11 protein-coding genes are annotated in these 13,183 nt (G+C 54.8%); 6 read left to right on the top strand and 5 right to left on the bottom strand.

The genetic code is table 11. From position 1 onward, the window contains the following. The first annotated feature begins 1 nt into the window (after window position 1). On the top strand, window positions 2-397 hold the full coding sequence (locus BLQ82_RS01735) for a cupin domain-containing protein (protein ID WP_062526900.1): 396 nt from the start codon (window positions 2-4) through the stop codon (window positions 395-397). Window positions 398-655: 258 nt separating this feature from the next. Here the strand turns inward: BLQ82_RS01735 and BLQ82_RS01730 are convergent, their stop codons facing one another. Then, window positions 656-3,361 carry an adenosylcobalamin-dependent ribonucleoside-diphosphate reductase gene (locus BLQ82_RS01730; protein ID WP_425281065.1) on the bottom strand — a complete coding sequence of 902 codons (2,706 nt, stop codon included), beginning with the start codon at window positions 3,359-3,361 and terminating at the stop codon, window positions 656-658. A 370-nt stretch (window positions 3,362-3,731) separates the two neighbouring features. Between BLQ82_RS01730 and BLQ82_RS01725 the strand changes: the two genes are divergently transcribed. The 3 genes from BLQ82_RS01725 to BLQ82_RS01715 all read left to right on the top strand — a co-directional run bounded on the left by BLQ82_RS01725 (window position 3,732) and on the right by BLQ82_RS01715 (window position 7,777). Continuing rightward, window positions 3,732-5,477 (top strand): DEAD/DEAH box helicase, encoded by a 1,746-nt coding sequence (locus BLQ82_RS01725; protein ID WP_062526783.1) that lies wholly within the window; start codon window positions 3,732-3,734, stop codon window positions 5,475-5,477. Beyond that, a complete protein-coding gene (locus BLQ82_RS01720; protein ID WP_062526781.1) occupies window positions 5,474-6,544 on the top strand; it encodes a YqhG family protein in 1,071 nt (356 codons plus the stop codon). The genes BLQ82_RS01725 and BLQ82_RS01720 overlap by 4 nt, the downstream gene beginning before the upstream one ends. Before the next feature lie 156 nt (window positions 6,545-6,700). Then, window positions 6,701-7,777: a hypothetical protein gene (locus BLQ82_RS01715; RefSeq protein ID WP_062526779.1), complete on the top strand. Its 1,077-nt coding sequence runs from the start codon at window positions 6,701-6,703 to the stop codon at window positions 7,775-7,777. Window positions 7,778-8,093: 316 nt separating this feature from the next. Here BLQ82_RS01715 and BLQ82_RS01710 read toward each other — a convergent pair whose 3' ends face one another. Then, on the bottom strand, window positions 8,094-8,339 hold the full coding sequence (locus BLQ82_RS01710; RefSeq protein WP_074647626.1) for a YqzE family protein: 246 nt from the start codon (window positions 8,337-8,339) through the stop codon (window positions 8,094-8,096). Between the two features lie 191 nt (window positions 8,340-8,530). Here BLQ82_RS01710 and BLQ82_RS01705 point away from each other — a divergent pair, with 191 nt between their 5' ends. Continuing rightward, a complete protein-coding gene (locus BLQ82_RS01705) occupies window positions 8,531-9,325 on the top strand; it encodes an N-acetylmuramoyl-L-alanine amidase (protein WP_062526777.1) in 795 nt (264 codons plus the stop codon). On the opposite strand, the gene BLQ82_RS01700 is transcribed toward BLQ82_RS01705, so the two are convergent. The 3 genes from BLQ82_RS01700 to BLQ82_RS01690 form a co-directional block, all read right to left on the bottom strand. Further along, window positions 9,312-10,247 (bottom strand): divergent polysaccharide deacetylase family protein, encoded by a 936-nt coding sequence (locus BLQ82_RS01700; protein ID WP_062526775.1) that lies wholly within the window; start codon window positions 10,245-10,247, stop codon window positions 9,312-9,314. The two genes, BLQ82_RS01705 and BLQ82_RS01700, sit on opposite strands and share 14 nt — an antisense overlap. 97 nt (window positions 10,248-10,344) lie before the next feature. Next, entirely contained in the window at window positions 10,345-11,442 is a 1,098-nt protein-coding gene (locus BLQ82_RS01695) for a glycerol dehydrogenase (protein WP_074647622.1), read from the bottom strand. 164 nt (window positions 11,443-11,606) lie between these two features. Beyond that, entirely contained in the window at window positions 11,607-12,059 is a 453-nt protein-coding gene (locus tag BLQ82_RS01690; protein ID WP_062526771.1) for a MerR family transcriptional regulator, read from the bottom strand. 200 nt (window positions 12,060-12,259) lie between these two features. Between BLQ82_RS01690 and BLQ82_RS01685 the strand changes: the two genes are divergently transcribed. Next, window positions 12,260-13,129, top strand: a complete 870-nt coding sequence (locus BLQ82_RS01685; protein WP_062526766.1) for an SDR family NAD(P)-dependent oxidoreductase — start codon at window positions 12,260-12,262, stop codon at window positions 13,127-13,129. The last annotated feature ends 54 nt before the right edge of the window (window positions 13,130-13,183 follow it).

The raw sequence follows: 13,183 nt of genomic DNA, 5'->3' as shown, positions 1-13,183 counted from the left end.
GATGTCAAATGCACAATTAAAGGGGAGCACCATTTTTCCATTAGAAAAAAAAGTTGAAGCTAATTTTATCGGCGATGCTTATTTACAAATGGTCTTTACTGATCCAACTCCTTTAAATGCCCCGATCGGAAATGTGACCTTTGCCCCCGGCGCCCGTAATAACTGGCATTCACATAAAGTTGGACAGGTTTTATTAGTTACAGGTGGTGAGGGTTGGTATCAGGAAGAAGGAAAACCTGCACAGTTGCTTAAAACTGGTGACGTAATTAATATTGCGCCAAATGTGAAGCATTGGCATGGTGCTACCCAAGACAGCTGGTTTGTACATCTGGCTATTACACCAGGCGAAACCGAATGGTTAGAGCCTGTCGATGACGCATGGTATGGTAGTTTATAAACATTATTTATCACACAATAAAAGTCCCGATATAGGAAATTCCTAATCGGGACTTTTATTGTGTTCATTTAAAAATCAAAGCCGCTAATTTCAATGCGTTTAAATGCTTAAAAATACTCACTTGAATATTTATGCATTCTATTAAATAGATTAATCGATTATCATCTTTCATGATCCACTTTTATTATCATTTGTGGCCGTTTTTGCAGCTTTGGTGATCCACCACATATGCGTGTATATCTGCCTAAGCCCTTATCCTTACCCGCACCGGCTATACCCGCAATTGCTGCAGGTCTTGCAGCCTTCGATGTTGATCAGCGAGGCGCTGCCGCAGGATGGGCAGAGGTCGCGGGAGGCGGTGGCGTGGTTATGCGCACCGTGGCCGCCATGACCATCGTCGGTGGACGCGCCCGCAGGGACGCTTGATTTCAGCTCGGCGCTGAGCGCTTCGTTGAAATCAAGCTCCAGGGTGGCCGCGATTGGAGCGGGCACATGGTCGTCATGGGCGTTGTTCAGCACATGCGTTTCCAGGGCTTTCGCTACCGCGTCGGCGATGGACTCGACGCGGTTTGCGCCGAAACCGATGGCGCCGGAGCCGCCGATGCCTTTGAGATGCTTGATCAGCAGCTCAACCTTCTCGCCGTGGTCGCCGTAGCGGAGGAACAGCGAGCAGACACGGCCCAGCGCTTCGGCCATGGCGAAGACGTCGGAGCCGGCTTTGCCGACATTCAGGAAGATTTCGGCCGGAATGCCGTCCAGGTCATTGATGGTGATATACGCCATGCCGAATGGCGTGTTGATCTTATAGGTAGCGCCGCGCAGCACCTGCGGGCGTTTTTTGTATTGTTTGTCTACTGCGCTTCCCTGCGGTGCAGGCGCTGCAGCCACAACTGCGCTGGCTGTTACAGCCGGTGCAGCGGGTTCAGCCGAAGGAGCTGCGGTTTCCGCTGCCGGTGCATCCTTCTTGTCTTCCTTCTTCGAAGTTTCCAGCACCTGTACGTCACGGCTGCCGTCACGGTAGATCGTTACGCCTTTGCAGCCCAGATCGAAGGCCATTTCATACAGCTCTGCCGTTTCCTCAACGGTGAAGTCGGACGGGCAGTTCGCCGTCTTGGAGATCGAGCTGTCCACCCAGCGCTGGATGGCCGCCTGTGCGCGGATATGGTCCTTGGCGGACAGATCCATAGACGTTACGAAGTAGTCAGGAAGCTCTTCACCCGGATGGGCTTCCAGCCATTCCTGGGCAATCGGCACGAACTGCTCATCGTAGCCGAGACGGCTCTGACGGAAGTATTTGAAGGCAAAATAAGGCTCAATCCCGGTCGAGGTGCCGACCATGGTCCCCGTACTGCCTGTAGGTGCCTGAGTAATAACGGTAACGTTGCGCATGCCGTTTTTACGGATCGACTCACCGACTTCAGGATAGGTTTCCGTAATATTTTTCATAAATCCGCTCAGCAGATATTTCTCTGTGTCAAAGGCCTGGAAGGAACCCTTCTCACCGGCAATCTCGGACGAGGCCAGGTAAGCTTCGCGGGCCATGAAGCCGTAGAGCTTGTCCAGGAATTCCAGTGATTCCGGGCTGCCATAGCGGATGTTCAGCTTGATCATCAGCTCGGCCAGACCCATGGTTCCCAGACCTACGCGGCGTTCCTTGCGCTGATTGGCTTCATTTTCCGGGAAGTGGTAAGGTGTCTTGTCAATGACGTTGTCCAGGAAACGCACGGAATAGCGGGTAGTTGTCGCCAGATCCGCCCAATCCACATCATGATTCTCCGCATCATAGAACTTGGAGAGGTTGACGGCAGACAGATTGCACACGCCCCAGCCCGGCAGACCCTGTTCACCGCACGGATTCGTGCAGATAATCGGGTTGAAATACCAGCTGTTGGACATCTGGTTGTAGTATTCCATGAATACGACGCCCGGCTCAGCCGATTTCCAGGCCGATTCAATAATCGTATGCCAGACATCGCGGGCTTTGACCGTGCGGTAAGGAATGACTGCGCGTCCGTCAGCCTTCCATTTATCCAGATCGCCGTCCCAGACCGTATCATAATCAGGATCAGTGGTATCCGGGAAGACCAGCTCCCAGTCCAGATCCTCCTTCACAGCCTTCATAAAAGAGTTGCTTACGCAAACTGACAGGTTGGCATTAGTCACCTGGCCCATCGTCTGCTTCACGGTGATGAAATCGACAACATCCGGATGCCAGTCATTGATCATCAGCATCAGCGCGCCGCGGCGGCTTCCGCCCTGCTCAATCAGTCCGGTTGTGTAGCTGAACAGTCCGCCCCAGGATACGGAGCCGCTGGATGAACCGTTCACGCCTCTGACAATCGCACGGCGCGGACGCAGCGAGGACAGGTTGATGCCGACACCGCCGCCGCGGGCCATGATCTCCGTCATTTCGGACAGCGTCTGCATGATGCCGCCCCGGCTGTCTTTTGGCGAAGGCACTACATAGCAGTTGAACAGTGTCAGCTCTTCGCTTGCCCCGGCGCCTGCGGCAATCCGGCCGCCCGGAACGAGCTTCCAGTCATCCAGAATCGAACGGAATTTGGCTGTCCATTCATCCTGAAGCTCAGGTGTTTTCTCTACCGAAGCCATGGCGGACGCAAGCCGGTCCCACATTTCCTCCGGAGTCTTCTCTATGTTAAGCGTCAGCTTCTCTACATCGGACTCTACAAGCTCGCCGCTGCGTGTCTTTACCGTCACTGTGCGCCCGTTCCGTTCAACAATTTCTCCGACTTCCTTGGTAGGGAATTTCGGATCGTCTTTGGTCAGCACAAGCACCACATCGCCTACCTTGGCATTGTTGCTGTCCGCATCCTTCCAGGCGTAGCGGTCCAAAAATATTTTTTCGCTCAGGCCCTCAAGACGCTGCTTGCGTTCCACTGTACTCAATAGAAATACCTCCCGGATATTGTGATATGTAAACCATGAAATATAAGGATGCCTCATACCGCTGATCTATAAATCCCTATATTTCAGCAAAAACTTTGCGGGTAACCGCCGCAGCCGGCGTGTACTCCGAAAGTTCCCCTTGTCAATAAAAAATAACCGCAAAATGCCTGTTGTAATCAAAATTTCAAGCATTTGTAACAATATATTGTGTCAGTCAGCTTTTCAACTATACCACATATTGTGTGGAAGGTCTTTTTCGAAAATAGGAGCATCTCGCCGAAATATCGGCAAAAGATGGCACTTTTACTCCCTCTTGCTCGCTATTTTACAACATCCGGCCGAAAATAGCAGGTTATGAATTCTCTCTTTTAAGAGCATACTACTGCTACGTATTCGATATGAACCAAGCACCGGAGGAGGCTGCAACATGACGCAATTATTCCGCAATCCCCTGCCCGAAGAGGCGGGTACCCCGGCCCCCCTGCTACCTGTTCCCCTGTCTTTCGAACGAAACTGGCTGAGTGATTTAGAGTCAAGGCTGGATAAGGGCGGACCTTGGGGAGACTGGAGATTATCCAGACTGGCCGTTGAAGGCGAAAAGTCCGGGCTTGTAACCAGCTTTGATGAGCTGCAGTGCATGAAGCATCTGTCCGGGCTGTCCCCGCTCCCCCACCAGCTTGATACCGCCCATAAGGTACTGTTCCAAATGTCAGGGCGCGCCATTCTCGCCGATGAGGTCGGGCTTGGCAAGACGATTGAAGCCGGGCTTGTGCTGAAGGAATATCTGGTGCGGGGACTTGTGTCCAGGGTGCTCATTCTTGTTCCCGCTTCGCTGGTGCTGCAGTGGGTGCGCGAGCTGAATACCAAATTCGGCATTTCTGCTGTGGCCCAGAAAAAATCCTACTCTTGGAGCAACGACATCGTGGTCGCCTCCATGGATACTGCCAAGCGTGACCCGCACAAGGAAATGCTGCTGAATAATGAATACGACATGCTGATTATCGATGAAGCCCATAAACTCAAGAACAAGAAATCCACCAATTACCAGTTCGTCCAGCAGCTCCGCAAAAAATACTGCCTGCTGCTCACCGCAACTCCGGTTCAAAACGATCTCGGCGAGCTGTTCAATCTGATTACGCTGCTGAAGCCGGGCCAGCTTGGAAACCAGGGGGATTTCGCCACCAACTTCGTGGTGGACAAGCGCCAGCCGAAGAACGAGGTCCAGCTGCGGGGCGAGCTCTCCAAGGTGATGATCCGCAACCGCCGCGGCGAAGGTCCGGTCACCTTCACGAAGCGCAAAGTGCGCAATATACCGCTCACGCTCTCACCGGAGGAGAAAGTATTATATGACGGTGTGACCGCTTTTGTCAAAGACCAATATCAGGAGGCCGGCGGCAATCTCAGCAGCATGCTCTCTCTGGTCACGCTTCAGCGGGAGGTATGCAGCAGCCGGGATGCCGTATTCATCACCCTCGTCAATCTGATCAAAAAGCTTCCGGCCGACTCTCCCAAGCGCGAACGGATGATGGAGCTGCTTCAGGCCATCCGCACGGTCAAAACCAACACGAAAGCGGAGAAGACCATGGAGCTGATCCGGGAAATGAACGAAAAGGTGATTGTCTTCACCGAATACCGGGCCACCCAGGAGTATTTGCTCCAGTATTTCCGTGATCACGGGCTCCAGTGCGTTACCTACTCCGGCGGCATGAACCGGGGCAAAAAAGACTGGATGATGGACCTCTTCCGCGGCCGCGCCCAGGTGATGATTGCCACTGAAGCCGGGGGCGAGGGCATCAACCTGCAGTTCTGCCACCATATGATCAATTTCGATCTGCCCTGGAACCCGATGCGGGTGGAGCAGCGCATTGGCCGGGTGCACCGGCTGGGCCAGGAAAATGATGTGGTCATCTACAACCTTTCCACCGAAGGCACCATTGAGGAGCATATTCTCCACCTGCTGCATGAGAAGATCAACATGTTCGAGATGGTGATCGGGGGGCTGGACGTGATTCTGGAGCGTTTTGAGAAGAAGGAATCGTTGGAAAAAAGCCTCTATAAGATCATGCTCGAAGCCCGCAGCGACGAGGAGCTGCGCAGCGGCCTGGATCACATAGGCGACTCGCTGAGTGAGCTGACCCACGGGATGCGGGACGAACAGGAGGCAGAAGCATGACACTCACCGCTCAGGAAATACGCAAGCATGTGATGGATTACCTGGAGGCAACGGAATGCTCGATTATCGAGGCGTCGCCGCTGCATGTAACGGTGAAGCTCTCGCCGCGCGCGGACCGGATGCTTACGGACCGGCCTTATTATTGGGGGTTTGTCGAGCGGACGGGCGTGGACCCGGAGACGCTGTCGTTCACCTTCGTCTTCGAGCCGGAGAAGTACGACAATCTGGCCGCTGCCGCGCAGGCGGCCCCTCCTTCCAGGCCGCTGCGCCCGGGGAACCCCGCAAGCGCTGCGGGCCTGCCGGCCGGTGCTGGCGCGGCCGGGATGGAGGCCGCCGCTGACCCCGGCGGCACCACTGCCGGCGGGCCGCCAACGGCGCCGCCGGGGGTCTCGGCTGATCCGCAGGACAGCATCCTCGCCCGTTTCTTCGGGGTCGTTCCGGCGCTGCCCCGGATCGGTCCCGGCATGATCAGGCGCGAGGACATCATCTACGGCAGCAAGCGGCTGCGGCAGATCTGGGCGGCCGCCCGGGATGAGGGCAAATGCCTGCAGCTCTTCGAGGACCCGGGAATCAGACAGCGGATGACCTTGTTCTCGGCAGCCTATGAGCCCTGGCTCGCAGTCTGCTACAAGGTGGAGATGAGCTGCGATCTGAAGCGCGAGGAGCTGCATTTCATCGGCGTCTCCCTCACCACCGGGCGGATCATCCCGGACTTTGAAGCCAAACTGGCCTCCCGCGAGCTGACCCCGCGCCTGCCCGAGAATATTCACATTCAGCCCTACGAGCTGACTGTTGCTGACGGGGCCGACCGGCTGGAGGGTTATTTGACCTCCAAGCTGGCCCTCATGGACTACGATTGGGCCGAGGAGGCACGCGAACGGCTGCGGCTGGAGCTGGGCATTGTGGACATATACTACGAAGAACTGCTCAAAGAACAGGATGAAGAAAAAAGGCTGGCAATCGAAGAACAATACAACCGCCGCCGCAAGGAAACGGCTTGGCAGTATGAACCACAGATTGCAGTTTCTGCCGTAACCTACGGCCTCTTCCACCTGCGGAGCACATAAGATGCGACCCTGCTCGCTAAAAGCAGGCAAAAAAACAGCGGAATTCCCGCACCGCCGCGCGACAGCAAGCAACAGTCTTTTTGGAGCTTGTCCCCTACAATAGAAGCAGGATGCATCGAGTGAAAATCCTTATATTTTAAGAAAGGTGAACGACAAATGAAGATAAAAGCAAGGCAGACGGACAGGCTCGGACGCCGTGTACGCCTCCTCCTCTGTCTGTGTCTGGGACTTACGCTTTACTCGGCAAGCTCTGCGTTTCCCAGCGAGCTGTCCGCCACAGGCACCCGGGTAACCGTTACGCAGGCGGTCTCCCAAGCCACAGTGCCTGTACTCGAAATGACAGCGATTGCTTCACCGGAGTCCCTGCAGGATTTCGCCCGTCTGACCGTTAACAAGCTGTCTGCCAACCCGCCCTTCACCTCCTGGAAAAATGCCAGCACGGAGTCGTATCCCTTGGGGCCGGGAACCCACAGCTGGCTCGTCAATGTTATGAACGGAGAGCAGCGCATCGGCTATCTGATTATTACCGCTAAGGATCAAGGCGGTTATATGCTGAGTGAATACGGAGCCGGAAGCTACGGCCTCCCCTACAGCTTGCAGGATCTGCACCAGTTTCTGGTGCAGCAGGAACTTATCTCGTCCAATTTATCCGGAAAATTTGAACTTACGGCACTCTATGCCCCGCTGCTGCCGGTATGGAAACTGACAATAGAAGATAAAACACTGTATATTAACGCATCAGTGCTGCAGGTTCTGCCATGGAGCTTAAGCAAAGCAGAGGATATTCTTCATGCGAAACCTGACGCTGCTGGCGCAATATCCAGCCTGGATACCGGCCGCACTCCCCTTCCCGTCTACGAGTCTGGGGGGCAGGATAATCCATATGCCGATTTGCTGTGGCTGTCAGCACCGCCGCTGACTCCCCTCAGCAGTGACAAATTCGCGCTTGCTCTAGCTTCCGGCGGCAGCCTTGCCTTTCAGTCCCCAGGCCGCAATGATGCGTTTGGAGCTCCGTTTATGATCACCGGCTGCCAGAGCTGGGGTTTATCCGCCCCCGGCACTGGCAACTCAAGCGGCAGTTCAGCTATTGTGTACGCCGCTTCCGGTCCAGAAGGCAAGCGGTATCTCCCTCTGGCGGCGCTGCAGGACAGCGGCACTCTGCACACGCTGACTTCGGAACGCAGCTCCACCACGCTCGGTTCTGCGCCAGGAGCGGTTTCGCCCCGCAAGTGATATTATTATTGCAATAGGTTGAAAGCGAAAGAACCTTCCCGTCTGCCGGTTGAACCGGCATGAGAAGGTTCTTTTTTATAGTGGAAAAAGTAAAACTAATTAGCTAAAATCCGGGCTTCAGAAGGTTTTAGTGGGATTTTGTACACCTAATTCATGCATATTCATCCCATACGGCTGCTTTCAACCAAATTAGTGGTACTTTTTCCCACATAGGCTACTCCATAAGCCGAACAAACTCGAATAGTGAATCTTTTTCCCACTAAGGATGACTGGCCTAGTTAATAAATTTTTCAAGTTCAATCTATATAGCAGCCTATTATGTTCCGAGTTTCTCCATGTCTTTATTTTTGTCTGGCGAAGCCGCCAGGGCCCTGTCCGTTTTGCTGCCGCGTGTCCACTTGCTGCGCCATATCGACCAGCCAAGCGGAAGCATCCCGAACCATTTTTCCGCCCACGGCTGCTTCTCAGCCTTTCTGCGTTCCCTGCTGGCCCGCGGGTCTTCCATATAGACGACTACCTTCTCCGTAATAAACTTCACCAGATCATCTCCTCCGGAAGCCATCTTGACACCTCCTGTTTCCTTTGATCGGGTATTCCCCTGTATTCGTCATAAGCTTCATGTCTCTAGTCTGCTCCAATCCGCCTTCCCCTAAACCCTTGCTCTGTATTTCGTATAGGTTCGCCTGCGGCGGCACACTCTAACAAAGTATCTATCCCAAAAAATCAATATCCTGGGCAAAGGAGGTTATTCCCTTGAGAGGCTATGTGCACCTGAAAACACAAACCCCAGCAGGCCCCCCGGCAGCGCCGGCCCGGCGTTTGTGGCTGCTTCTGACCGCAGCAGGACTGCTGCTGTCGCTCATGTCTGGAACGGGAGCAGGAGCACAGGCGGTACCCGCAGCTCCCGGGGCTTTCGGGGCTTCCGGGACTGAAGCAAGTCCGGAACGCCAGCAGATCCTGGGCCATGATCAACGGATCATTCTGATTGATGCAGGCCATGGAGGCATTGACGGCGGCACCTCGCATGGCCCCATTCTGGAAAAAGACATTACACTGGCGATTTCCCGCCGTCTGTTCCTGCTGCTCCGCAGCGATGGGTTTGACACCATCCTGAACCGGACCGGCGACTATGCGCCCAGTGACGACAACCGCTGGCTCCGCAGCTCCTCCCGGCATATGCGGGATCTGGCCCAGCGCAAAGAGCTGGCGGAGACCCTGCCGGCGAACGTGGTAGTCAGTATTCATATCAACTGGGCGCCCTCCCCGGCGAAACGGGGCCCTTTGGTCCTATACCGCCAAGAAGGACGCAGCTTTCTGCTCGCAAGGTCGATTCAGGACCAGTTGAACCGGCTCTATGGCACACAGGAAGCCCCCAAACCCGGCAAGCCCTTTTATCTGCTCAACAAAATAACCGCCACAACGGTTATCGTTGAGGCGGGATTTATTAGCAGTCCGAGCGACCGGAGCAGGCTGTGCAGCCCAAAAGGCCAGGAGGAAATTGCCGAAGCCATTGCGGGTGGCATTGCTGCCTATCTTATGGAAGTGTAACACCGGGATTCCATTGGCACTGGTCCTTGACCAGCTCCGAGATTCCGACAAATTCAACACTATCCTTCAATTCGGCAATGCCGCTGCGGATACCCGCGGCGGTTTCTTTTCCTTGAATGCCCACATGTCCGATGGTCACACAATATTTTTGATTCAGCGCCTTTTCCCGCACCAGCCGCATTTGCTTCGCGACATGGCCTGAGGTGTGGACATCGTCCAGAAAAATGTGATTCTCTACCGGGGGCAATCCCATCTCCTGCGCCATTTTTCCGGCAACCGAGCGGTAATTGGTATGACTGTCTACAAAGAACAGACCGCGCTCCTTGCAGACGGCAAGAATAATGCCCATCACCCGCTCATCTCCGGTCACCCTGGAGCCCATGTGATTGTTAATTCCGATGGCAAACGGAACATTATCCAGTGCTGCCTCCACTGATTTCCGGACCTCCGCATCGCTCATCCGGGTCAGGACGGCTCCGGGTCCCAGCCATTCCGGTTTGCCCTGGCGCGGCTCCATGGGCAGATGCACCAGCACATCCAGCCCCTGCTCATGAGCCCTGGCGGCATCCTTCTGCGAGGTCGGCAGGAATGGCATTACCGCTACGGTGAATTTGACCGGGAGCGCGAACATCTCCTCGGTCCCCCTCATGCCGTTGCCGAAATCATCGATGATGATGGCTACACGGCCCCGTCTTGCGCTATCCTCCGCTGGCAGTACCCTGGAGCTGCGGCCGCCGTTCGGTGCAGCGGGCTCTGCCAGCTGGGCGGCTGTCGCTTTTTGCCCCGCGCTGTGATGAGCAGCTTGTGAAAGGCCGGCCCCAAATGCGGGCGGAACCGCAGCGCAGAGTGTGGCTGATATAAAAACTGCGGCAGAGTACAAATACACCTTGGTGCGCGCAACCATACATTTGCCCTTCTTCATAGGGAAAGCCTCCTTCGGGTTCTACAACCCTAGTTCTCATTGTTTGGAACACGAAGGATAAATATGTACAACCCGGCTGCGCAATTATTAACAGTCGTCAGAAAGCCTGCTGTCCCTGCCGGTCTGCCGCAAGAATAGCATCCAGCACCTGCTGCGGCGAAACGGCAAACGGCATATTCCCCATCGGGTTGTCCGCTGCACAGCTGGCTTCGGCGGCAATCATCAGCCTTTCCGCCCTTGCAGCGGACAGACCCAGCTCGCCCAGGGTGACGGGTAAGCCAGCCATCCGGCAAAAGGCAGTCACCTCTTCAATCTCTTCTGCCGGCGCCTGCTCCAGCATCAGCTGTGCCAGTGTGGCGAATGCAACCTTCTCCCCATGCAGCATGTGGCGGCATTCCTCCAGCAGCGTAAGGCCATTATGAATCGCGTGGGCCGCGGCCAGTCCTCCGCTCTCGAAGCCGATGCCGCTGAGATAAATATTGGCTTCGACGATCCGTCCCACAGCTTCTGACCCGATTCCTTCCCGGCAATCCCGCAGTGCCTCCGCTCCATAGGCAATCAGGGTATCATGGCAAGCCTTGGCCAGGGCAAAAGCGGCGATGGAACTGCTGCCCCCGGCCTGGGTGACCACACCGGAGCGGCAGCAGGCTCGGGCTTCATAGTAAGTAGACAGAGCATCCCCCATACCCGCAGCCAGCAGTCTGGGCGGCGCTTTGGCGATAATATCCACATCGGCAATCACCATATCCGGGTTATGCCGCAAGGGGAGGTAGCGGTCCAGTTGTCCATCCTCCGTGTACAGCACCGACAGTGCGCTGCATGGCGCATCCGTAGAAGCCACTGTTGGAACGAGGACCACAGGGAGGCCCGCAAAGTGGCTGACGGCTTTTGCCGTGTCCAGGGTTTTGCCGCCGCCAATCCCTACAATCACATCGCTGTTGACCGTTGCCTGCGCTGCGGAGACAATACGCTCCACCTGCTCCATCGAACATTCTCCCCTGAACTCCTCCTGAATGAGTGCAACGGAATGCTGCTCAAAGCTACGGGTAACCTCTTCTCCATACAGGGAGAGAACGAACGGATCTATGATAGCATAGACCCCTTTCGCCCCAAGCTGTGAGCAATATAGTCCGAGCTTGGAAACCTCGCCGCGGCCCTGAATATATTTGAACGGAGCACCAATTATCTGCGTCATATGCAATTCCTCCCACAAAGTTTGGTGGGCCTAGGCTTCCTGAGTATCTTCTGACAGCACTATTTCCGGAAGCCTATGCTTACCCATTCCTTTCATTCTAAGCAGGCTGCGGGAAATCGTGCAATGAAAAAAGCCCCACCCCTAAAGGCCAGAGCTTCCCAAGCTTATCTGATTGTCCGCCGCACCGGCATTTTTTTCTGATCTCCGGTCAGCACGCATTCCTGCGGTCCGAGGTAGTTCTGGTCAATTTTACTGTCGATCAGGTCTACAATCTGCTGCAGCGAGGCGATCTGATCCAGGATTTTCTGCTTATGATTCAGGATCATCTCATGCAGCTCGGGATATTCAGACAGGTTGGAATCAAGCGACAGGTCCAGATAAGGACGCATGTCGTCCAGCGACATTCCTGTTTTTTTGAGGCAGGTAATCAGCTTCATGGTCTCAATATCGTTGTCGCTGTAGATACGGTGGCTGTTTCCTTTGCGCTGCGCCCGGGGGAGCAGTCCAATCTTTTCGTAATACCGGATGGTATCCTCCGTAATTCCAGTTAGCTCAGAGGTTTGTTTAATGGAATAACCCTGCACTATATGCACGCCGGTACCCGCTCCTTCACTCATAGGATCACCTCTCAGATTAGTTGTGTATCTGTAGATCTATTGTATAACTTGGAGTCAGCTCCAAGTCAACTCTTCATCATTTTGAAATCTCTTCTTGACTTGGAGTCGGCTCCAAGTTATACACTGGACGCATTCACTGGCTGGCGCGATCCCCTCCCATGCGAACTGCCTGCGACCCAACTACAAAGGAGAAATGACAAATGACAATAAGACAGAATCATCGCGGAACGGCACTTATCACAGGAGCAAACAACGGAATCGGGCTGGAATTGACCCGTAAAATGCTAGCAGAAGGCTGGCAGATTATCGCCTTGATCCGTTCAGGCTTTCCCGGTGACGATTCATTGGTCAGCGGGGCTGTCAAAAGCAAACAGCTGCGGATCTACAAAGCCGACCTCAGTGATTTCACCGCACTAAGACGCGCCTTGAATGAGATCAGGCTGCAGGAGCAGCAGATCGATCTGCTGTTCAACAATGCGGGCGGCAGCTTTCCTGAGCTGCTCTACTCCAAGCAGGGACGGGAGTTGCATTTCGAACTGCAGACCGTAGTGCCGTATATCATCACCATGGAGCTTCAAGAGCTTCTTCAAAAGGGACAGCTGAAAACTGTCGTCAATACTTCGTCCAATGCCGCTATGACCGTGAGGCATTTCGACCCGGAGACACTGGAGCATCCCACCAAGTTTAAAAAGCTGCTCGGCCCATATGCCGCCTCCAAGCTGGCCCTCTCCCTCTGGACCCGGGAGCTTGCGCCGCAGCTGGCCGCAGAAGGTATTTTGATTCGGAGCGCAGACCCGGGAGCCAATAATACGCTGCGCAGCGGCAAGGACTCCGGCTTGCCATTCTGGCTGAAGCCGGTCATGAAGCTGTTCTTCCCGCATCCGAGCCATGGTGCCGGACTGCTGTACAATGCGGCTCTGGGACAGCACAGCAAGCTGCCCGGCGTTTTCCTGATTAAGGATCAGGTAACTGAACTGAAGTTCACAGAATACAGCTCCAAAGTCCTGTCCAAGGTGCAAGCTATATATGAGCTGGAATTTGCCGCAGCTGGAACCGCGCATTTTTCGTGAATGGCAAGCATTCCATTTGTAAATAGGATGCTGCCGCGGCCCGCCTAATGAAGG

The organism is Paenibacillus jilunlii, from assembly GCF_900102965.1.
In the GTDB taxonomy this organism is placed as follows: Bacteria; Bacillota; Bacilli; order Paenibacillales; family Paenibacillaceae; genus Paenibacillus_AQ; species Paenibacillus_AQ jilunlii.
The sequence above is the reverse complement of the archived record's forward strand: the minus strand, read 5'-3'. Positions and strand labels throughout refer to the sequence as shown.

What these genes read in the sequence shown, in the direction of transcription:
- BLQ82_RS01690 (WP_062526771.1), bottom strand. Translation starts at nt 12,059, where the DNA reads ATGAGTGAAGGAGCGGGTACCGGCGTGCATATAGTGCAGGGTTATTCC.
- BLQ82_RS01730 (WP_425281065.1), bottom strand. Translation starts at nt 3,361, where the DNA reads ATGAGGCATCCTTATATTTCATGGTTTACATATCACAATATCCGGGAG.
- BLQ82_RS01715 (WP_062526779.1), top strand. Translation starts at nt 6,701, where the DNA reads ATGAAGATAAAAGCAAGGCAGACGGACAGGCTCGGACGCCGTGTACGC.
- BLQ82_RS01695 (WP_074647622.1), bottom strand. Translation starts at nt 11,442, where the DNA reads ATGACGCAGATAATTGGTGCTCCGTTCAAATATATTCAGGGCCGCGGC.
- BLQ82_RS01685 (WP_062526766.1), top strand. Translation starts at nt 12,260, where the DNA reads ATGACAATAAGACAGAATCATCGCGGAACGGCACTTATCACAGGAGCA.
- BLQ82_RS01725 (WP_062526783.1), top strand. Translation starts at nt 3,732, where the DNA reads ATGACGCAATTATTCCGCAATCCCCTGCCCGAAGAGGCGGGTACCCCG.
- BLQ82_RS01720 (WP_062526781.1), top strand. Translation starts at nt 5,474, where the DNA reads ATGACACTCACCGCTCAGGAAATACGCAAGCATGTGATGGATTACCTG.
- BLQ82_RS01710 (WP_074647626.1), bottom strand. Translation starts at nt 8,339, where the DNA reads ATGGCTTCCGGAGGAGATGATCTGGTGAAGTTTATTACGGAGAAGGTA.
- BLQ82_RS01700 (WP_062526775.1), bottom strand. Translation starts at nt 10,247, where the DNA reads ATGAAGAAGGGCAAATGTATGGTTGCGCGCACCAAGGTGTATTTGTAC.
- BLQ82_RS01735 (WP_062526900.1), top strand. Translation starts at nt 2, where the DNA reads ATGTCAAATGCACAATTAAAGGGGAGCACCATTTTTCCATTAGAAAAA.